15 protein-coding genes are annotated in these 20,046 nt (G+C 70.7%); 5 read left to right on the top strand and 10 right to left on the bottom strand.

Translation table 11 applies throughout. From position 1 onward, the window contains the following. Window positions 1-134: 134 nt before the first annotated feature. Complete coding sequence (mmuM, locus tag JIX55_RS38740; RefSeq protein WP_257567890.1) at window positions 135-1,085, top strand: homocysteine S-methyltransferase; 951 nt, start codon at window positions 135-137, stop codon at window positions 1,083-1,085. Between the two features lie 92 nt (window positions 1,086-1,177). Continuing rightward, on the top strand, window positions 1,178-2,254 hold the full coding sequence (locus JIX55_RS38735; protein ID WP_257567889.1) for a LacI family DNA-binding transcriptional regulator: 1,077 nt from the start codon (window positions 1,178-1,180) through the stop codon (window positions 2,252-2,254). Between the two features lie 153 nt (window positions 2,255-2,407). Here the strand turns inward: JIX55_RS38735 and JIX55_RS38730 are convergent, their stop codons facing one another. From JIX55_RS38730 to JIX55_RS38720, 3 genes are read right to left on the bottom strand one after another with little or no spacing between them, the layout of a single operon-like run. Next, window positions 2,408-3,220, bottom strand: coding sequence for an ABC transporter permease (locus JIX55_RS38730; protein ID WP_257567888.1), 813 nt, complete (start codon window positions 3,218-3,220; stop codon window positions 2,408-2,410). Continuing rightward, window positions 3,217-4,188, bottom strand: a complete 972-nt coding sequence (locus JIX55_RS38725) for an ATP-binding cassette domain-containing protein (protein ID WP_257567887.1) — start codon at window positions 4,186-4,188, stop codon at window positions 3,217-3,219. Before JIX55_RS38725 ends, JIX55_RS38730 begins: the two co-directional genes overlap by 4 nt. Before the next feature lie 26 nt (window positions 4,189-4,214). After that, the gene (locus JIX55_RS38720; protein ID WP_257569620.1) at window positions 4,215-4,889 is read right to left on the bottom strand and encodes a DUF4097 domain-containing protein; all 675 of its coding nucleotides are present in this window, start codon (window positions 4,887-4,889) and stop codon (window positions 4,215-4,217) included. A gap of 225 nt (window positions 4,890-5,114) precedes the next feature. Between JIX55_RS38720 and JIX55_RS38715 the strand changes: the two genes are divergently transcribed. Beyond that, window positions 5,115-5,876: a GbsR/MarR family transcriptional regulator gene (locus JIX55_RS38715; RefSeq protein WP_257567886.1), complete on the top strand. Its 762-nt coding sequence runs from the start codon at window positions 5,115-5,117 to the stop codon at window positions 5,874-5,876. Window positions 5,877-5,972: 96 nt separating this feature from the next. Here the strand turns inward: JIX55_RS38715 and JIX55_RS38710 are convergent, their stop codons facing one another. From JIX55_RS38710 to JIX55_RS38680, 7 genes are all read right to left on the bottom strand, one after another. After that, on the bottom strand, window positions 5,973-7,565 hold the full coding sequence (locus JIX55_RS38710; protein ID WP_257567885.1) for a carboxylesterase/lipase family protein: 1,593 nt from the start codon (window positions 7,563-7,565) through the stop codon (window positions 5,973-5,975). Window positions 7,566-7,684: 119 nt separating this feature from the next. Next, window positions 7,685-8,923, bottom strand: coding sequence for an alginate lyase family protein (locus JIX55_RS38705; protein ID WP_257567884.1), 1,239 nt, complete (start codon window positions 8,921-8,923; stop codon window positions 7,685-7,687). Between the two features lie 26 nt (window positions 8,924-8,949). Then, window positions 8,950-12,282, bottom strand: a complete 3,333-nt coding sequence (locus JIX55_RS38700; RefSeq protein ID WP_257567883.1) for an alginate lyase family protein — start codon at window positions 12,280-12,282, stop codon at window positions 8,950-8,952. 15 nt (window positions 12,283-12,297) lie between these two features. After that, window positions 12,298-14,097: a putative Ig domain-containing protein gene (locus JIX55_RS38695; RefSeq protein WP_257567882.1), complete on the bottom strand. Its 1,800-nt coding sequence runs from the start codon at window positions 14,095-14,097 to the stop codon at window positions 12,298-12,300. Window positions 14,098-14,136: 39 nt separating this feature from the next. Beyond that, window positions 14,137-15,009 carry a carbohydrate ABC transporter permease gene (locus tag JIX55_RS38690; protein WP_257567881.1) on the bottom strand — a complete coding sequence of 291 codons (873 nt, stop codon included), beginning with the start codon at window positions 15,007-15,009 and terminating at the stop codon, window positions 14,137-14,139. After that, window positions 15,006-16,004 carry a carbohydrate ABC transporter permease gene (locus JIX55_RS38685; protein ID WP_257567880.1) on the bottom strand — a complete coding sequence of 333 codons (999 nt, stop codon included), beginning with the start codon at window positions 16,002-16,004 and terminating at the stop codon, window positions 15,006-15,008. The genes JIX55_RS38690 and JIX55_RS38685 overlap by 4 nt, the downstream gene beginning before the upstream one ends. Beyond that, window positions 16,001-17,350 carry an extracellular solute-binding protein gene (locus tag JIX55_RS38680; RefSeq protein ID WP_257567879.1) on the bottom strand — a complete coding sequence of 450 codons (1,350 nt, stop codon included), beginning with the start codon at window positions 17,348-17,350 and terminating at the stop codon, window positions 16,001-16,003. Before JIX55_RS38680 ends, JIX55_RS38685 begins: the two co-directional genes overlap by 4 nt. A gap of 393 nt (window positions 17,351-17,743) precedes the next feature. Between JIX55_RS38680 and JIX55_RS38675 the strand changes: the two genes are divergently transcribed. Together JIX55_RS38675 and JIX55_RS38670 are read left to right on the top strand one after the other, a co-directional pair. Continuing rightward, on the top strand, window positions 17,744-18,757 hold the full coding sequence (locus tag JIX55_RS38675; protein ID WP_257567878.1) for a hydroxyacid dehydrogenase: 1,014 nt from the start codon (window positions 17,744-17,746) through the stop codon (window positions 18,755-18,757). A gap of 206 nt (window positions 18,758-18,963) precedes the next feature. Then, window positions 18,964-20,046 (top strand): LacI family DNA-binding transcriptional regulator, encoded by a 1,083-nt coding sequence (locus tag JIX55_RS38670; RefSeq protein ID WP_257567877.1) that lies wholly within the window; start codon window positions 18,964-18,966, stop codon window positions 20,044-20,046.

Genomic DNA, 20,046 nt, shown 5'->3' with positions numbered 1-20,046 from the left:
GTTCCCGGGGGCTGGGGTGGAGGGGGACGGGGAGGGCGTGATCGTATCGCCGCGTTCCACATGGTGGTCGATCTGTTCATGTACTGGACACAATCGGGTGGGCCCGCCTCCCCGGCTCGACTACCGTCGACGGCATGACCAGCAACACGCCCGGCTTCCCCGGCATCCCCGGTCCCCCCGTCAGCCCCTTCGCCGCTGCCCTCGCCACCGATGTCCTCGTGCTCGACGGTGGTATGTCCAACCAGCTGGAGTCGGCCGGGCACGACCTGAGCGACGAGCTCTGGTCGGCACGGCTGCTCGCGGAGCGGCCGGAGGCGATCACCGAGGCCCATCTCGCCTACTTCGAGGCGGGCGCGAGCGTGGCGATCACCTCCAGCTACCAGGCCACCTTCGAGGGTTTCGCCAAGCGCGGGATCCGTCGGGAGCGCGCGGCCGAACTCATGTCCCTGAGCGTCGAGTTGGCCGTGGACGCGGCGGTGGAGGCCAAGGCGAAGGGCATCACGCGCCCGCTGTTGGTGGCGGCCTCGGTCGGCCCGTACGGGGCCATGCTCGCGGACGGCTCCGAATACCGGGGCCGGTACGGGCTGAGCGTGGCCGAGCTGGAACGGTTCCACCGGCCGCGCCTCGAGGCGCTCGCCGCCACCTTCCCCGACGCCCTGGCGCTGGAGACGATCCCGGACACCGACGAGGCCGAGGCGCTGCTGCGGGCGATCCGCGGTCTGGAGGTGCCCGCCTGGCTGTCGTACACCATCGCCGGCGACCGCACCCGTGCCGGGCAGCCGCTGGAGGAGGCCTTCGCGCCGGCCGCCGACGCCGAAGAGGTCGTCGCCGTGGGCGTGAACTGCTGCTCGCCCGATGACGTGGACGGGGCGGTCGAGACGGCCGTCCGGGTCACCGGCAAGCCGGTCGTCGTGTACCCGAACAGCGGGGAGGTCTGGGACGCGTCGGCGCGGGCCTGGACCGGGCGGTCGACGTTCACCACCGAGCAGGTGGAGGGGTGGCGGGCGGCCGGGGCCCGGCTGATCGGGGGGTGCTGCCGCGTGGGACCGGAGGCGGTCTCGGCGATCGCCAGGACGCTGGGCTGACGAACAGAGCGTTCCGGCCCTCCCCCGCTGCTAGCCTCCGTTCCGGGGAAACCGGTTACTGAGGCGTTGCCGACAGGCGGGTGGGGCGGGGCATGACGAGGAAGAGCGCCGACGGCGGGGGCCGCAGCACGATCCGGGACGTGGCCGCGCGCGCCGGTGTCTCGGCGGCGACGGTGTCGCGGGTGCTCGGCGGGGTCTACCCGGTGAGCGCGGCGACCCGCACGCAGGTGCTGCGGGCCGTCCGCGAACTGGACTACGTCGCCGACGCCCGCGCCAAGGCGATCGCCGGCGTCGGCACGCCCACCCTCGGATTCGTCCTCGACGACATCACCGGCCCCTCGTTCGCGCTGATGGCGCACGGTGTGGAGCGCGAGGCGACCCGGCTCGGCCATCTCTGCCTGGTGTGCAGCACCGACGGCGACGCCGCGCACGAGCTGGACTTCATCGAGACCATGCGGGCACAGCGGGCCGCCGCGGTCATCCTGGTCGGCGGGGGCGCGGACACCCCCGAGTACCGGTCGCGTACCGCGCAGGTCGCCGACGCGCTGGCGGCCGCCGGGTCCCGGCTCGTGCTGTGCGGGCGACCGCCGCTGGACCCCGGGGCGCCGGTCAGCGTCATCGAGTACGACAACGAGGGCGGCGCGTACGCCCTGTGCGCGCATGTCCTGTCCCAGGGCCACCGGCGGATCCTCTTCCTCGGCGGCAAGCCGGAGCACACGACCGCGCAGGGGCGTGAGCGGGGGTATCTGGCCGCGCATCGCGCGCGGGGTGTCGAGGCGGACCCCGCGCTGCGGCTGGCCGGGGACTTCACGCGGGACTCCGGGTACCGCTTGATGCGGCGGGCGTTGGAGGAGAGGCTCGACTTCACGGCGGTGATGGCCGCGACCGACATGGTGGCGGCGGGGGCGCTGACCGCCCTGCACCGGGCGGGGGTGTCCGTGCCGGGGGATGTGTCGCTGGTGGGGTACGACGACATTCCGTTCGCGCGGGATCTGTATCCGCCGCTGACGACGGTGCGTGTGCCGTACGAGGAGTTGGGGCGGCTGGCCGTACGGACGGCGCTGGAGCGAGGGCCGGATTCCTCCGACGAGCATGTGTTGTTGGGGACGCATGTGGTGGTGCGTGATTCGGTGGGGGCGGTCGGAAGTGGATCCGCGTCCGCCTGGTGAGGGTGGGTTGCCGGGTGAGGGTGGGTGGTGTCCATGCCGGGCCCGCGAGACCGCCCCGCATACGAACGGGGCGGCGTACGCCGACGCGGTGTCGGGGGTACGCCGCCCTGGGGTGGGACGGGTTGCGGGAAGTGGCCCGCGCTGTCATGGCGGTTACGTCGGGTCGCTGTTGAACTTCGAGGCCGACCAGAAGTAGCCGAGCACCGCCAGGCCCAGGCACCAGGCGACGGCGAGCCATCCGTTGTGGCCGATCTCGGTGCCGAGCAGGAGCCCGCGCAGGGTCTCGATGGCCGGGGTGAAGGGCTGGTACTCGGCGATGGGCTGGAACCAGCCCGGCATCGCGTCGACCGGGACGAAGGCGCTGGAGATGAGCGGCAGGAAGATCAGCGGCATCGCGTTGTTGCTGGCGGCCTCGGCGTTCGGGCTGATCAGGCCCATGCCGACGGCGATCCAGGTGAGCGCCAGGGCGAAGAGCACGAGCAGCCCGAACGCCGCCAGCCACTCCAGGGCCGTGGCGTCCGTGGACCGGAAGCCGATGGCCACGCCGACGGCGCCCACGAGGACCACGCTGGCGACCGACTGCAGGACGCTGCCGATGACGTGTCCGATGAGCACCGAGCCGCGGTGGATGGCCATGGTGCGGAAGCGGGCGATGATGCCCTCGGTCATGTCGTTGGAGACGGACACCGCGGTGCCGATCGTGGTACTGCCGATGGTCATCAGCAGGAGGCCCGGCACGAGGTAGGCGATGTAGGCGGAGCGGTCTCCGCCGCCGATGCCCGCGCTCATGGTGTCGCCGAAGATGTAGACGAAGAGCAGCAGCAGCATGATCGGCGTGAGCAGCAGGTTCAGCGTGAGAGACGGATAGCGCCTGGCGTGCAGGAGGTTGCGGCGCAGCATGGTGGACGAGTCGCGCACGGCGAGGGAGAGGCGGGTCGGGCGGGCGGGAGCCAGGGGCGCGCTCATCGGACGTTCTCCTTGGGCTGGTTCGGCTGGGTGGGCACGGTGGTGCTGCTGGTCAGGGCGAAGAACACGTCGTCGAGGTCGGGGGTGTGCACGGTCAGCTCGTCGGCCTCGATGCCGGCGGAGTCCAGCCGGTCGAGGATGGTGCGCAGCTGGCGCTGGCTGCCGTCGCTGGGGATCTGCAGCGCCAGTGCCTCGTCGTCGCGGGTGACCTCGCGCAGGGCGGAGGCGGCGCTCCGGTACACGGACGGGTCGGTGAAGCGGAGCCGGACGTGCCCGCCGGGGATGAGCCGCTTCAGTTCCTCGGCGGTGCCCTCGGCGGCGATCCTGCCGTCGTTGAGCACGGCGATGCGGTCGGCGAGTTCGTCGGCCTCCTCCAGGTACTGGGTGGTGAGGAAGACGGTGACGCCGCCCGTGACCAGCTCGCGGATGATCTGCCACATGTTGTGGCGGGAGCGGGGGTCGAGGCCGGTGGTGGGCTCGTCGAGGAAGATGATGCGCGGGCTGCCGACCAGGGTCATGGCGATGTCGAGGCGGCGCTTCATGCCGCCGGAATAGGTGGAGGCGGGCTTCTTCGCGGCCTCCACCAGGTCGAAGCGCTCCAGCAGTTCGGCGGTGACCCGCCGCCCTTCGCGCTTGGACAGGTGGTGCAGGTCCGCCATGAGGAGCATGTTCTCCTCGCCGGTGATGAGGCCGTCGACGGCGGAGAACTGCCCGGTGACACCGATCGCGGCGCGGATCGCCTGCGGGTCGGCGGCGAGGTCGTGGCCGCCGACGCGGATCTCGCCGGAGGCGGGGTCGGGGGAGATGAGGGTGGAGAGGATCTTGACGGCGGTGGTCTTGCCGGCGCCGTTCGGGCCGAGCAGGGAGAAGATCGTTCCTTCGGGGACGGCCAGGTCGATGCCGGCGAGCACGACCTTGTCGCCGTAGGACTTGCGCAACCCGTTCGCCGCGATAGCCGGGTTCGTCATGAGGGTGCTCCTTCGAGGCTACGAGGTCAGAGGCTGCGGGCGGTGATGTCGCCGTAGGCGGTGGTCGCGTGGATGTCGAGCTGGGCGGCGGTGCCTTCGGTGTTGACAAGCGCGTTGTGGATCCGGCCGTAGGAGGTGCCGGCGTCCAGGGAGGCGGAGACTCCGCGGGCGGCGCCGACCGAGATCTGTCCCTGCTGGGTGCGCAGTGTGACCGTGCCGCGCACGGCCTCGTCGATGCGGATGTCGCCCTGCTGGGTGCTGATCTCCGCGGGTCCGCCCAGGCGGCCGACCGAGACGTCCCCGGCCAGGACGGCCAGGCGGGCGCCCGCGGTCTCGTCGAGCTTGACCGGGCCGAGGGCGGCGTCGATGGCGACGTCGCCGAGCCGGCCGACCCCCCGGAATTCGACGCCGGCCGACTTCGCCTCGACACGGGAGTCGGCGGGCAGCTGGACGGTCACCTCGACCGAGCCGGCCGGGCCCAGGATCCGGTTCTTCGTCGCCGCCGTGGCCGTGATCCGCAGGGTGCCGTCGGCGTATTCGACCGTGGTCTGCTCGGCCAGCTTCACATCCCGGCCGTTGGAGGGGTCCGTGGGCCGGACCTCGACCGCGGTGTCGGCCCGGTCGGCGGCGATGACCTGCACCCGCCCGGCCTGGATGTCGAGGACGGCGGCGATCGGGGCGGGGGTGGTGAACTTCTGCATCATGCTCTCCTGTGGCTCGTCGTTTCCAACGAGAGAAAAGCTACGTTGCATTCAATGATCTCGCAACGACCTCGTTGCGTACCATCGACGTATATGCAGGTCAGAGCCGCAAAATCATTGCAATGGGGTGCAGGTAATGCAACAACCGCCATCCCGGCCGTTGCAATGGATTGCGAGTGAACGCTATACTCGACGCACCAGGAAGCGCGCACGAAGGAGACAGCGATGCCGGGAGGCAGGCTCACCCAGCCCGAACGCCAGCAGATCGCACTGGGGCTGGCCGACGGCCTCGCCTACGCCGAGATCGCCAGACGTCTCGACCGCCCGACCTCGACCATCACGCGCGAGGTGATGCGCAACGGCGGCCCCACCGCCTACCGCGCGGACCTCGCCCACCGCGCCACCGAACGCCGCACCCACCGGCGCAGGCAGGCCGCACCCCGGGGAACGGAGACACCCGAACAGGCCCACGGACGCGACGCCGAGGCCGTGCGCGAGTACGAGGAGACGTTCACCACCGTCATGATGGCTTCGGGCATGCCCACGATGATGGCCCGGGTGATGGCCTGCCTCACCCTCACCGACTCCGGCAGCCTCACCGCGTCCGAACTCGCCCAGCGCCTCCAGGTCAGCCCGGCGTCCATCTCCAAAGCGATCGCGTTCCTCGAGAGCCAGAGCATGGTGCGCCGGGAACAGGGCGAACGCCGCCGCGAGCGCTACGTCGTCGACGACGACGTCTGGTACCAGACGATGATGGCCAGCGCCCGCTCCCTCGCCCAGCTCGTGGAGACCGCACGGCAGGGCGTCCACGTCCTCGTCCCCGGCACCCCGGCCGCCGCCCGCCTGGAGAACATCGCCCGCTTCCTCGATTTCGTCAGCGAGAGCACGGCCCGCGCCGCGGAACAGGCCCGCGAGATCCTCCGCACGGAACCCGAAACGACCTCGGCCCCGGACGGCACCGCCGAGCCACGTCCGGATCACGGATAGACAACCGCCTCGACGGTCACAACCGGCGGTGCCCGCGCCGGAACCCTCCACCGGCCACTCGGGGTGCCGGGCCGCGGTGGAGGAGAGACGCGCCCCTCACGGAGTTCGGCGGAAGCGGCGCAGAGCCGGGAGTGGGCCTCCGCCGGATGCGACGAAGGTGCCCGCGCCCTGGACTCTCCGGGGTCGCCTCGCGTCCGCATCCCAGAGGGCCAGCTCGGGGTCGTAGGGGCCGAAGGCGATCCGCTCTTCGTCCGGGGTGTCGAAGACGTCGAACACACGGACCGGGTGGGTGGGGTCCCAGGCGGGCCAGCCGGGGGTGCCGTCCGTCGCGAAGCGGACCCAGGCGGTGTGCACGGTGGTGGCGAGGTCGCGTGGGGCGTGCTCGCCGGCGAGCTTGGCGGAGGCGGGGGCGCTGCCGGTGTCGAAGACGAAGCCGAGTTCGAGGGCGTGGCAGGAGCCGAGGTCGGGCAGGCCGGAGGGCCAGGCGAACTCGTAGACGAATGACCGGGCTCCACCGAGGCGGGCGTCCGCCAGGCGGTGCAGGGGGACGCGCAGGAGATGGTCGGTGACGAGTTGGCCGACCAGGTCGGCGGTGCCCTTGTCGGGGTGGAGGTCGCGGTAGCCGCGCGGGAGCTCGGGGCCGCAGTGGCAGCGGGCGCGGGCGCCGGCCAGGGCGACCGTGCCGAGGCGGTCGACGCGCTCCAGGAGGCCGCCGGGGACGAGCCAGAGACGGTGTTCGTCGCGGGTCCAGCCCATGAGGAGATCGACGCCCGGGGCCGCGCCGTGCTCGGTCAGGGCCTCCAGGGGGTCGGTGGGCACCAGGTCGTCGTCGACGACGATGCCGAAGGCGGGGCCGCCCAGCACCGGACTGCTGAGGCGGCCGACCTCGGCCTGCGCCTCGGCGAGGTGGGAACGGTCCACGGCGGCGAAGGCCGCGGCGGTCGCCGGAACCTTGAGGCGGGTGGCCATACGACGGACCACGCGCCGCACCTTGTCCCGGTCCAGGGCCTCGGGCGGCCCGCTCTGGAGAACGGCCCGCCGGAACAGGCCCCTCACGCGAGGGGTGGCCAGCAGCGCGCCGACACTGATGGCGCCCGCGGACTGGCCGAAGACGGTCACCCGGTCCGGGTCGCCGCCGAACCCGGCGATCGAGTCCCGCACCCACTCCAGCGCGGCCAGTTGGTCGCGCAGTCCGAGGTTGGGCGGGGCGTCCGGGAAGAGGCCGTAACCCTCCACACCCAGGCGGTAGTTGAGGGACACCAGCACCACGCCGTCACGGGCGAAGGCGGCGCCGTCGTAGACCGGGACCGCCGACGAGCCCCGGGTGAGGGCCCCACCGTGGATCCAGACCATCACCGGCAGCCGGGCCCCGCGGCCCGGCTCCGGCGTCCACACATTGAGGTTGAGGCAGTCGTCCCCCGGGACTACGGGGTCCGACAGATAGCGGGCGAACGCCTCCGAGTACGGCGGTTTCGGAGGCGTCGGCCCGAAGTCGACGGCATCACGCACACCCGCCCAGGGCTCGGGCGGGACGGGCGGCCGGAACCGGCGGGGGCCGAAGGGCGGGGCCGCGTACGGGATGCCACGGAAGACCGCGATCCCGTCCTCGTGACCGTGCCCGTACTCGTATGTGCCGCGTACGGCCCCGTACGGCGTGCCGGCCACGGGGCCCCGCCGGTCTGCCGTCATCGCGCACCAGCTCCTCACGCCCGCCCGCTCGTGAACCGTCGTTCACCTCAGAGCACCACATCCCTCCGGGGTATTCCGGTCGTACCGGGTCTTTGACGGCCGTTCGGTGGACGAGGCGGCTATTTGGCGTACATCAGGGTGCCGAAGCCGAGCTGGTCGTATCCGCCGCTGGTCGAGCCGTAGTCCCCGCCGCCGCCCTCGGGGCGGACGCTCTCGGCCATACGGGTGATGTACGGGACGGACAGGCCCCGTCGCCGTGCGTAGTGGTAGTGGAGGATGTCCCACACGGGGCGGACCTGGCCCCGGCCGGCGGAGGAGATCGCCGTGTGGGTCTGCTGGGCGCAGTTCTGGCCGCTGCCCCAGGTGTACGTGGTGAAAGGCACGCTCTCGCCGAGGTTGTACTTGGCGACGTACTGGGCGGCCTTCATGAACCGGTTGTTGTCGTAGCCGTACAGGTCCTCGCCCTGCGACCAGGCCATCTCGCAGAAGGCGCCCATCTGGCCCATGCCCATCATGGTGTGGCCCTGGTCCCGGCCGGACTCCTGCCACTGGGCGAGGCCCTGGCTGTCGTACACGAACGGGACGGCCTTGCGGATCGCGCCGTTGCCCGCGCCGTTCTTGAAGTAGTTGACCGCCTGGTCGTACTTGGCCCCGTCGTCGCACAGGATCCCGATCGCGAGGATCGAGTTCATGTTGCACAGGTCCCAGTTGGCCCAGTAGTTGGTGATGCAGGCGTCGTTGTGGCTGTTCAGGAACTGGTTGTTGAGCGGGTAGAAGACGTTGAGCATCATCGTCTTGAACCGGTCCAGGTTGAACCCGCTGTAGCCGCGCATCAGCTCGGCGGCGTTGGCGAACTGGTAGCCGTAGATCCCGGCGGCCAGGAACCGGTCGGCGTTGCCGGTGACGCTGGTGAGCGTCGACGACCAGGCGTTGAGGATACGGACCGCCGCGTCGCCGTTGGCGGTGGTGCCGGCGACCTTCCAGCGCAGCGCGTTCTGGTAGGCCGCGTGGATGTCGTTGTAGAGGATGCCGTAGTTCTCGCCCGTTCCACCACGGATGATCGTGGCCTGCGGGTTGGGCGTCCAGGTGCTCGCGGAGTGGGAGTTGGCGGTCAGACGGTTCCAGCCGGACCGCCACGGGTCGTCGCCGGCGGCCACGCGCACTTTGGCGCGGTTGAGTTCGCCGTAGGCGTGCAGCATGCCGGGGTGGGTGAAGGTGGCCGGTGCCGCCTCCGCGGTGGTGGCGACGGAGGCGGCGCCCAGCGCGAGGGCGGCGGTGAGGCCGCCGGCGGTCCGCAGCAGACCGCGACGGCTCAACTCGCTGTTCGGGACGTACCGGTGGGGGGAAGTGCGGCTCATTCGTGCATCTCCAATCCATGGAGGATCTAGAGGGGGGTGATGCTCACCTCGCTGAATCGCGTGGTGCTGCGGACCAGAGGGCTGCGGGAGCAGACCACCAGGCCCACGTGATAGGGGGCGTCGCCGAAGCCGGGGATCTCTCCCGTGGCGAGGGGGGTCCAGCTGACGCCGTCATCGGTGGAGACGGATGCGGTGAAGGTGGTCCCGGTGCGCTTCAGCCGCAGCAGACAGGGGGCGGTGACCGCGGCGTTGCCCGTGAAGGTCGACCGTCCGGCCACGGTCGTACGGAGCATCAGCTGGGCGGCGGTCCCGCCCGTGACGATCGCTCCGGCCGCCTGGTCGAACGGGGAGAGGGACTTGGCCATGAGCAGCCCGACCCGGTCGCCGCTCGCTCCCTCGCGGGAGACGAGCCGTGCGGTGACCTCGCAGTCGCCGCTGACCGGCCGTCGGACGAACTGTCCGGTCATTCCCTGGTTGTTCACGGTCAGATCGGTTCCGGCACCCCGTACGACGAAGGTCCCGTCCTCGTACGCCGTGCTGCCGGGGGTCCTGACGGCCACCACGCCGAAGGTGCCGAACTCCCGCTCGTCGAGAACCACGTCGCCGAGGTCGCCGTACGTCCACGGGTCGGGCGGCGGCGTGCCGACCGTCAGCCTGAGCGCGCCGGTCGCGTCACCGGCGGCGTTGCCCGCGGTCGTGGTGACGGTGAACTCGCCCGTCCCGGTGGGTGTTCCGGAGATCACACCGGTACGTCTGTCGATGCGCAGGCCGTCGGGCAGGCCGTCCGCGGTGAACCGCACGGGCTCGTGCGAGGCCCGGAGCAGATGCCGGAAGGCGACTCCCTTGTTGGCGAACGCGGTGGTCGCGGAGGTGGGTTCCGGTACCGAAGGGGTCGGCATCTCGGCGGTGTCGGGCCGGGACAGCGGGCCTCGCCCACCGCCGTTGGACTTGGCTACGGCGTAGTGGTACGTCGTCCCGGGCGTTCCCGAGGCGTCCGCGTACCGGATCCGGGTGCCGAACCCGACCGGTCCGACGCCGGTCGCGACGGTCACGTAGGGACCGTCCGCGGCGGTGGCCCGCAGCACCTTGTACCGGGCCGAGAGGTCCGGGTCGGTCCAGGTCAGCTCCACGGCGTCGGCACCGGCGGTCGCCCGCAGGTCGGCGGCGGCGTGTCGGGGGCGCGGCGTGCTCCACACATCGCCGAGGGCCGACGACACCACGGAGACGTTGTCGAAGGCGCCGGTGCCGGTCTCCGCGTACTCCTCGGCGACGCCGAGGCAGGAGGTGAGCGCGAGTCCCGCGTAGGCGATGCGCCCCAACTCCACGTCGGTGGAACCGACTTCGGTCCAGTGGACGCCGTCGGGGGAGATGGCTCCGGTGCAGGTCCGGCCCCTGCGGGTGACGCGCACCCAGTACGGCATGCGCAGCCGGTAGCCGTCCCCCGCGCCCTCGACGTACGGGGCTTCGAGCGGGGTCGCCGACTCGGGCAGCCCGCCGAGATCGGAGATGGGGAACGAGGCGTTCGTGGTGATGGCCTGCTGCTGGGTGGGCGGCACGGGGGTGCTGCCGGTGGCGGACACGGACGCCCCGCCCTTCGGACGCACGGTCCACACACCGCTCCAGGTGTGCAGCGGCAGGCCCTGGATCAGCATCGACGCGTGCGCGGCGTCCGCGTCGAGGGACTCTCGGAGGGTGACGCCGATCTTGGAGTACTGCGAGCTGAGCGGGAACACCGTGCGCGCGGTGACGGTGCCGTCGCCGTACAGCGGCAGGTGCGCCACCCGGTAGGTGTCCGAGGTGCCGCTCGCCTCAAGGACGAACCGCTCGCCGTCGAAGGCCGCGGAGCCCGCGCGCCCGACGTCCCCGACGTCCTGGGTCGCCCAGGGCTCGGGAAGGCCGGCGGTGGCCGCCGCCCATCCCGAACTGTCGCTCTTGCCACGGGAGTTGGCGGCGATGACCGTGTAGTAGTACGTCCGCCCCATGCGTACGTCGCTGTCGGTGTACGTCGGCTTGTCGAGCCCGGAGGCGACGCGCTCGTAGGGGCCGTCCGGGCTGGTGGCCCGCTGGACGACGTACTCGCTCGCCCAGGCGGACGGCATCCAGCCGACGGTTACGGCCTTGCCCTCGCCGACGGCCGTGACGCCCGCCGGCGCCGTCGGTGCGGTCGGTGAGGGGGCCTTGGCCCCGGCGTAGGTGAAGGTGCCGAAGCTCGGCAGGTCGTCGTTGCTGCCCTCGACGACGCGGGCGCCGCCGGTGCCGCGGAAGACGGCGGCCTTGGTGTACGGGGTGTCGAGGCCGCGTACGCCGGCGTAGTGGGCGTAGTACATCTCGTAGATCGGCGGCAGGTTGCCGCGGACCTTGGCCGAGACGGTCGTCTTGATGTACTTGCCGGTGCGGTCGAGGTCGGGGGTGAAGGGGACGCCGTCGTCGCCGAGGTTGTAGCGGGCGGCGTACTCGGCATTGGCGAGGATGCGGTTGTCGTCGAATCCCCACAGGTCGACGCCCTGATTCCAGGCGATCTGCGCGGCGTCGCCCATCAGGCCGATGGCGAGCTGTTCGTGGCCCTGGTCGCGGCCGCTCTCCTGGCCCTGGCCGGTGGCGGTGACGATGCGGCCCCGGACGCTGCCGTTGCCCGCGCCGGCCGCCGTGAACCGGAGGGCGTCCTCGAAGAGCGTGGGCTCCTCGCAGAAGACCCCGATGGCCAGGATGGTCTGAATGGCCGTCAGGTCCCAGTTGCCGTTGGCGTACAGCATGTAGCCGGAGACGGCCGGATACCAGACGTCCAGGAAGGACCGCTCACAGCGGGCGATGTCGGCGTCCGCCCAGCCGTCGTATCCGGTGTGCCGCAGGAGTTCCGCGGCGTTGACGAACTTGAACGCCTGGAGCCCGGCGCCGAGCGGGCCGTCGGCCCCGGTGACCGCGGTGAGCGACTTCGACCAGGCGTTGAGGATGTCCCGTGCCTTGTCCGCGTGGGCGCGGTTGCCGGTGACGCACCACATCAACGCGTTCTGGTAGGCGGCGGCCGAGTCGGCGACGGCCTGGTTCTGGAAGTTGGTGGGGCCGCGGCCCCAGGAGGTGATCTGGCCGGTGTTCTGGACCGTGTACGTGGCCTTCGACCGGGCGTGGGCGGCGAACGCCAGGTAGCCCTCGTAGACGGGGGATTCCTGCGCGGCGACCGCGGCCTTCATCCGGTCCAGGTCCTCCTGGGAGTGCAGGAGGCCGGGGTGTCTGAACGTGAACGCCGCCTCGGTGGCTGCCTGGGCCCAGACGGCCGTGGCGGAGGCGGACAGCAGTCCGGCTCCGGCCGCGGCCGTGAGTCCCGCGGCGCCGAGGAACGACCGTCGGTTGAGGGGAAACACGGGTATCTCCTGGTCTTACGGGTGCTGCACGGTGAGCGTGATGGACTTGGTCGCCGTGCCCACGGTGTTCGTGGCGGAGACGGTGACCGTGTAGGTGCCGGGAACTTCCGGGCTGCCGGAGATCAGCCCCGTCTTCTCATCGGCCTCCAGGCCCTTCGGCAGGCCCTCGGCGGCGAAGGAGGTCGGCAGTGCGGTGGCGGTGACGAGGTGGTTGAACACCTGCTTCTTGGTGGCCGTCGCCTCGCCCGCGCTGGTGATCTCCGGAGCCACCGTGGCGGCCGCCGTGGCGGCGTCCAGGAAGCGGAGGTCCTTCACATGCTCGTTGGCGAACATCGGGACCATGTCGGTGGTCAGGTACCAGCCGGGCTTCTTCATCCTGTCGTGGACGACGGTGCCGTTGATCTGCAGGTTCTGGAAGGTGAGGCCCTTGATGGGGCGGTCCGCGTCGTAGCCCGTCAGGATCGCCATGTCGGCCTTCGTGCCGGTGTACGACAGGTTCCGCACGTACACGTCCTGGATGCCCCGGCCGGGCGAGGCGTTGTACCGGTTGGCCATGACACGCATGTTGACCAGCTGGCCCCAGGTGAAGTCCTCCACGCGGACGTCCTGGATGCGGACGTTCCGGATGAGGTTGCTGTCGCCGGGGTTGAGGGCGAAGCAGCCCTGGTAGAGGACCTGCGGCTCGCGGTGCTGGAGGACGTCGATGTTGCTGAAGACGATGTTCTCGATGATTTCGGGCTTCTCGGGGTTGCCGTGGGTGCCCATGTTCACCGGGTGCGCGACGTCGGCCCAGAGGGTGGAGTTCCGGACGGTGACGTTGCGGCAGTCGCCGTAGTAGTCCCAGCGGTGGGCGTAGATCGCGACGCAGTCGTCGCTGTTGCGCATGAAGACGCCCTCGATCAGCACGTCCTCGCTGCTGAACACGTCGATGCCGTCGCCCCACTGGCCGAAGCTGTAGGAGTGCAGGTTGCGGACGGTGACCTGCTTCGACTGGCCGATCGTGCAGGAGTAGCCGCTCTTGGGGTTGAGGGCGAGAATGCCGTCGATCTCGATGTTCTTGGAGAACGCCACCAGGGTGGCGGCATCGGAGTCGTAGATGATGCCCCGGCCGAGCAGCCGGGCGTTCTCCACGCCTGTGAACTCCACCCGGGCCTTGAGCACCGCGCCGCCCGCCAGGTACACCGTCTTGCCGCTGGGCACCTTCACCACGTTGCCGGTGACGGTGTGGATGCCCGGGCCGAAGTAGATGACGTCCGGGTCGTCCTCCTCGGGCCGCCACTTCTCGATCGGGTTGGCGTGCAGTTGGAGGTTGTCGTAGATATCGAACGCGCCGCCGTCGGCGTCACCGATCTCGATGGAGAGGTTGCGCGGCTCGGTGAGGCTGAAGGTGAGGGTGTCGCCGCCGACCTCGTGCGCGATGTCGTACGACAGGGGGCGGATCCGCGCGGAGGGGATGGCACCCTTCGAGGAGGTGACCTGGACCTCGACGGTGCCGGTGAAGTCGAGGTTGGCGACCGAGGAACTGCGGACGATGCCGGAGCCGGTCTTCTCGTTGATGGTCTTCGTCCGGGCACGCACGACGGGCACCGTGCGCCATTCGCCGCCGGGGGTGCGGGCCTTGACCGAGAAGCTGGCGTTCAGCGGCAGCCCGGTCGGGATCGGGTACACCACCAGCCGGTCGGCGGCCTCGGGTCTGTCGTCCTCCGCTCTCGCGGTGCCTGCCGCCATGCCGATGAGCGAGTACGCGGCGGCGGTGGCGCCGGCGGCCTGGAGGACGGTGCGCCGGGACAGGCCCGTTCCCTGGGAATCGTTCATGGGGAGGTTCCTTAAGTACGAGGGTGGCTGAAGGGGCCCTTACTTGAGTCCGGAGGTGGACATCCCGGCGACGAAGCCGCGCTGGGCGACGAGGAAGATCAGCAGGATGGGGACGACGTACATCACCGAGGCGGCGGCCTGGAGTTCGGGGACGGGCGTACCGCCCTCGTTGACATAGGCGGTCATCACGGCGACGGCGAGCGTGGTGCGGTCGGTGGACAGCAGCAGCTGCGGGGCGATGTAGTCGCCCCAGGTCCAGGTGAAGGCGATGATGAAACTGGCGGACAGCACGGGCCAGGACTGCGGCAGGAAGATCCGCCAGAAGATCGTGGCGTATCCGCAGCCGTCGACGATCGCGGCCTCCTCCAGCTCCCGCGGCATGCCGGCGAAGAACTGCCGGAAGAGGAAGACCAGATACGGCGCCGCGGACAGGCCCCACAGCACCCACGGCCAGTACGTGTCGACCATGCCGACCTTGGCGAAGATCAGGTAGGTCGGCAGCAGGGTGACCATCTGGGGCAGCATCATCGAGCCGAGCAGGACGCCGAACAGCACCTTCTTGCCGGGCGCGTCGAGCCGGGCGAAACCGAAGCCGACCCAGGCCGAGCTGAGGGTGACGAGCGTGGCGTAGATGAGCGCGATGACCAGGGAGTTGCGGGTGTAGCCGAGGAAGTCGATCTGGGTGAAGGCGTCGGCGAAGTTGTGCCACTGGAAGACCTCGGGCAGCCAGTGCACGGGCGAGGCGGCCAGTTCCCCCTGGGTCTTCAGGCCGGAGAGGACCAGCCAGCCGAACGGGCCGAGGAACAACCCGGTGGCGGAGACGAGGACCGTGTAGAGGACGAGGCGCTTGGCGCGCACCCGCACACGTACGTCGGTCGTCGATGACTTGGGCGGCAGCGCAGTGGCGGTCACTTCTTCGCCTCCGGGTCGACGTTGTAGAAGACCGCGCCGGACGTGAACCTGAAGATGAGTCCGGTCACGACGAGGATCAGGACGAAGAGCACCCACAGCAGCGCGGAGGCGTAGCCGTAGCGGCCGAGCGCGAAGTACTGCGCGAACACGTGCATCATGTAGAGGTAGTTGGACTGCGGGACCGTGGTGATGCCGCTCGTGTCGCCGAGCGGGGCCAGCAGCAGCGGCATGATGGTCTGCACCGAGGCGATCATCCCGGTCACCGTCTGGAAGAGCAGGACGGGCGACAGCAGCGGCACGGTGATGCTGCGGAAGGTGCGCCAGGCGCTCGCCCCGTCGATGCGGGCCGCCTCGTGGAGTTCGCGGGGTACGTCCTGGAGACCGGCCAGCGAGATGATCATGACGTTTCCGGCTGCCCAGAGCACCGTCATCAGCAGCACATAGCGGGCGTAGGGGTCGGCGAGCCAGCCGACGGCGTCGAAGCCGAAGATGGTCAGGACACCGTTCGTGGCACCGGAGTTCTGGTCGAAGAGGAGCTTGAAGGCGAGGCCCGCGCCCACCGGCGGCACCACGGCGGGCAGATACAGCAGGGTGCGGAACAGGCCGCGAGCCTTGACCGGCCGGTTGACCAGGACGGCGAGGCCGAGGCCCGCGATGATCGACAGCGGCACCGAGGTCACCGCGAACAGGCCCGCGCGGCCGAGCGCGTCCCAGGTCACCGGATCGTTCAGCAGCTCGCGGTAGTTGCCGAGCCCGACGTACTTCCAGTGGGGCGAGATGCCGTCGAACGTCGTGAAGCTCAGCCACAGCGCGTACGCCATCGGCGTGACGGTCAGCAGCAGGAACCCGATGATCCAGGGCGAGGTGAACATGTAGAACGCACGGTGCCTGCGCGCGGTCATGGAGATCCGCGGGCCGCCGGCGGCCGGTGTGCGTCCGGCGCTCGCGGCGGCACCTGGCCGGTCCGCGACGGAGGGGATCTGATCGACCGTCATCCCACTTGCTCCTTACCGCGCTTGAGCTGCTCGTTGATGGCCGAGTTCAGGCGCCCGGCGAGGGTGTCGACGGAGATCTGGCCGTTCATCGCGGCCGGGGCGATCTGGTTGAAGAGGGCGTCGAGCGCGTCCGCCCGGGTGTAGGGGGTGAAGGAGACCACCGAGAAGTGCTTCAGCTCGTTCTCCTGCACCTTCAGCACGCGTCGGTGGTAGTCCTCCTGGGCGGGCATCAGCGAACGCAGCGACTTCAGGGTGGGGATGCCCCAGCCCCCGCCGGCGCGCGCCTTGGCCGGCTCCTCGCCGAAGAACCACTCGAAGACCCGCCATGCGGCGTCCTTGTTCTTCGCCCCGCGCGGCATCCACAGGCCGGTGCCGCCCTGGCAGGCGCTGATCCGCTCGCCGCCCGCGAAGACGGGGGCGGGCGCCAGGCGGGAGGCCTCCGCGAGCTTCTTGTCGGGGTAGATCATGCCGCCCATCCAGTAGCCGGAGTTCGACATGGCCAGCCGCCCGGCCTGGTACGTGGGCCCGTCCCAGCCGTTGGGGTCGGGCTGGATGAGGCTCGGCCCCACCTTGGTCTTGCAGTAGTCGATGTACCAGGTCAGGGCCTTGCGGGCCTCGGGGGCGGTGAAGTCGACCCGGGAGAAGTCGTCGTTGAAGAGGCTGCCGCCGGCGGACGCCGTCAGGGTCGTCAGGAGCGTGGACCGGGTGAGGCCGCCGAAGCTGCCGCCGAAGACGGTGGTCTGGCCGTTCTTGCGCTGCGCGAGGCGCTTGGCGCTCTCCAGCCACTCCTCGAACGTGACCGGCTCGGTCTCCGGCGGGTAGCCGACACCGCCCTTGTCGAAGGCCGAGGCGTTGTACCAGTACATGGAGTCCTGGGAGAAGTCCTTCGCCATGCCGTAGCGCGGGCCCTTGCCCTGGTTTCGGCCGTCGTACCGCCACAGGTCGTTGACGGGGTCCAGGTCGTCCGGCTTGAGGACGCTGCTCCGGGCGAAGTAGGGGTCCAGCTCCTCGGCCACGCCCCGCGCCGCGAAGAACGGCGAGTCCACGGCACCGACGCCGCGCACCAGGTCGGGCGGGTTGCCGCTGGTGAGCATCGCGATCAGCTTGGTGATGTCGTACTTCACCAGGACGATCTTGATACCGAGGTCCTTCTTGGCCTGCTGAACCTGCTCCGGGAGGATGTCGCCGGAATTGACCATCACGGTGACGGTCTCGCCCGAGCCGCCGACCCCGCTGGAGACCGGCAGCGCGCAGCCGCTCAGCGCGGTGGCACCGGCCGCGACACCGGCCCCGGAGAGGGCCAGGAAGCGGCGGCGGCTCAGGGGAGCACCGGCATGGGTGTGCATGGACGCCTCACCTTCAGTGGGACCGGCGTCGGCAACAACCGGTTTCTATCCGGGGACGGGCAGAGCTTGTTCCTGTCCGGAAACCCACGTCAAGAGCCTCGACGAATTTCGAAAACTCCCTGGAACTTCCCGGACATCACCTCTCGGGCCTCGCCCGAGGACGGCGCGACAGGTCTGGAACCGGTTGCTTCCCAGGTCAGGTAACCGATTACGCCAACAGACGACTGCTTGCCCACACCCTGACGGCCGACGTCTCACCAAGATGAAGCCCACACGCGGCCGATCACGGTGATTGACCGACCCCCGCCCCGGATTTACGGTAGAAGACGTTTTCTGAAACAGAGTCGAGCCAGTTTCCGCAGCCACTCCTCCCCCATCGCACTCAGGAGAGTCATGCCCAGCGCCCAGCCGCCGCGAGCCGTGTTCGCCATGGATCCGGTGCACCTCCCCCTGCTCTTCCCGCCGCCGCTCATGGCCCGGCTGCGGCAGGTGGCCGAGATCGACCCGGAGCTCGTCGTGCGGGACTTCGCCGACCCCGCCGCCGCCCCGGTGCTGGCCGGGGCCGAGGTGCTGATCACCGGCTGGGGCTGCCCGCACCTCGACGCGGACGTCCTCGCGGCGGCGCCCCGGCTGCGTACCGTCCTGCACGCCGCGGGCTCGGTCCGGGCGCTGGTCGGCGAGGCCCTGTGGCAGGGCGGGGTCACCGTCTCCAGCGCGGTGGCCGGCAACGCGCTGCCGGTCGCCGAGTACACGCTCGCGATGATCCTCCTGGCCGGCAAGGACACCTTCGACCACCGCGAGCGCTTCCGGCAGACGCACACCTACCCCTCCCCCGCCGAGACCGCGGCCATCGGCAACGTCGGCCGCCGGGTGGGCGTCATCGGAGCCTCGCGAGTGGGCCGCCGACTCCTTGAACTGCTCCAGCCGTTCGACTTCGCCGTCTCGCTGTACGACCCCTACGTCGACACGGCCGGGGCCGCCGCGCTGGGCGCCGAACCGATGGCCCTGGACGACCTGTTGCGCACCAGCGACATCGTCAGCCTGCACGCCCCCGACATCCCCGAGACCTACCGCATGCTCGACCGCGGCAGACTCGCCCTGATCAGGGACGGCGGCGTCCTCATCAACACCTCCCGCGGCGCCCTCATCGACCCGGACGCGCTCGCCGTCGAACTGCTCTCCGGCCGGCTGAACGCGATCCTGGACGTCACCGAGCCCGAGCCGCTGCCCGCCGGGTCCCCGCTCTACGACCTCCCCAACGTCTTCCTCACCCCGCACATCGCGGGCTCGCTCGGCAACGAGCTGGAGCGCCTCGGCCGCACCGTCGTCGAGGAGCTGGAACGCCTGGTCGCGGGCCTGCCACCGGCCCACCAGGTCCAGCACACGGACCTGGCCCGGGTCGCCTGAAGCCCGCCTGACGCGAACCCCACCGCCCCTCGAGTCCCCTGCCTGCCCGCCCTTCCGGAAACACTTCGGGAAACAATGGGATACGGTTCCATCACCCACGTGGGCGGGTCCGGGGCGCACGGCGCCCCCGTCGATCCCGACGCCGCGTCCGGGGCCGGGACCAGGTCCAGGCCCGGTGGGAATCTCGAGGTCGAAGGAGCCGCACGGTGAGTCAACGCAAGGCGTCGGGCGACTCCGGCCGGGCCACCATCCGGGACGTGGCCCAGCGCGCCGGTGTCTCGGTCGCCAGTGTGTCCCGCGTCCTGTCCGGCAACTACCCGGTGTCGGACGAACTCCGCCGCCGGGTGATGAAGGTGGTCCGGGACCTGGACTACGTCACCAACGCCCACGCCCGCTCCCTCGCCGGCGGCGGCACCCCGACGGTCGCCATCCTCATCAACAACATCACCGGCGCCGCCTTCACGCATGTGGCGAAGGGCGTCGAGAGCGCCGCCTCGCTGCGCGGCTGGCTCACGCTGGTCGGCACCACCGGGGACGACCCGGAGCGGGAGCTGGCCCTGGTGAACCTCATGCGCCAGCAGGGCGTGACCGCGGTGATACTGCTCGGCGGGGCGTACGACTACGACGAGTACCAGTTGCGTATGGCCCGTTTCGCCCGCTCCCTGGACGCGGCCGACTCCCACCTCGTGCTGGTGGGCAGGCCGCCGCTGGAGGGCGAGGTCCCGGCGACCACGGTCGACTACGACAACGAGGGCGGCGCCTACGCCATGGCGAGCCATCTGCTGTCCGCCGGGCACCGCCGGGTCCTGGTGCTGCCGGGCCATGCCGAACTCACCACCGCCCAGGGGCGGTTGAAGGGTGCCCAACGGGCCTTCGAGGCGTACGGCGTGCCCTTCGACCCCGACATGGTGCGGCACGGTCCCTACGACTACGAGCACGGGTACGACGCCGTCGAGGAGAGCCTGCGGCAGGGGACGGCCTTCACGGCGGTCCTCGCGGGCACCGACGTGGTCGCCGCGGGTGCCGCCCAGGCCCTGCGCGCGGCGGGCCTCGGCGTCCCCGAGGACGTCTCCGTCGTCGGCTACGACGACATCCCCCTCGCCTCCCAGCTCACTCCCCAGCTCACCACCGTCCACGTCCCCTACGAGGAGATGGGCCGCGCCGCCCTGCGCGCCGTGGCCGACCGCCGCGAGGGCGGCGCGAGCCGCCGCCGGGGCGGGGACGGCGACCATCTGGTGCTGGGCACCCATGTGGTCGTACGGCAGTCCGTGCGGCCGCCCGCCCGATGA

This window comes from Streptomyces sp. DSM 40750 (assembly GCF_024612035.1).
Classification (GTDB): Bacteria; Actinomycetota; Actinomycetes; order Streptomycetales; family Streptomycetaceae; genus Streptomyces.
The sequence above is the reverse complement of the archived record's forward strand: the minus strand, read 5'-3'. Positions and strand labels throughout refer to the sequence as shown.

Bases quoted from the DNA above. Each gene is read 5' to 3' on its own strand.
- mmuM (WP_257567890.1), top strand. From the start codon at position 135: ATGACCAGCAACACGCCCGGCTTCCCCGGCATCCCCGGTCCCCCCGTC.
- JIX55_RS38735 (WP_257567889.1), top strand. From the start codon at position 1,178: ATGACGAGGAAGAGCGCCGACGGCGGGGGCCGCAGCACGATCCGGGAC.
- JIX55_RS38730 (WP_257567888.1), bottom strand. From the start codon at position 3,220: ATGAGCGCGCCCCTGGCTCCCGCCCGCCCGACCCGCCTCTCCCTCGCC.
- JIX55_RS38725 (WP_257567887.1), bottom strand. From the start codon at position 4,188: ATGACGAACCCGGCTATCGCGGCGAACGGGTTGCGCAAGTCCTACGGC.
- JIX55_RS38720 (WP_257569620.1), bottom strand. From the start codon at position 4,889: ATGCAGAAGTTCACCACCCCCGCCCCGATCGCCGCCGTCCTCGACATC.
- JIX55_RS38715 (WP_257567886.1), top strand. From the start codon at position 5,115: ATGCCGGGAGGCAGGCTCACCCAGCCCGAACGCCAGCAGATCGCACTG.
- JIX55_RS38710 (WP_257567885.1), bottom strand. From the start codon at position 7,565: ATGACGGCAGACCGGCGGGGCCCCGTGGCCGGCACGCCGTACGGGGCC.
- JIX55_RS38705 (WP_257567884.1), bottom strand. From the start codon at position 8,923: ATGAGCCGCACTTCCCCCCACCGGTACGTCCCGAACAGCGAGTTGAGC.
- JIX55_RS38695 (WP_257567882.1), bottom strand. From the start codon at position 14,097: ATGAACGATTCCCAGGGAACGGGCCTGTCCCGGCGCACCGTCCTCCAG.
- JIX55_RS38685 (WP_257567880.1), bottom strand. From the start codon at position 16,004: ATGACGGTCGATCAGATCCCCTCCGTCGCGGACCGGCCAGGTGCCGCC.
- JIX55_RS38680 (WP_257567879.1), bottom strand. From the start codon at position 17,350: ATGCACACCCATGCCGGTGCTCCCCTGAGCCGCCGCCGCTTCCTGGCC.
- JIX55_RS38675 (WP_257567878.1), top strand. From the start codon at position 17,744: ATGCCCAGCGCCCAGCCGCCGCGAGCCGTGTTCGCCATGGATCCGGTG.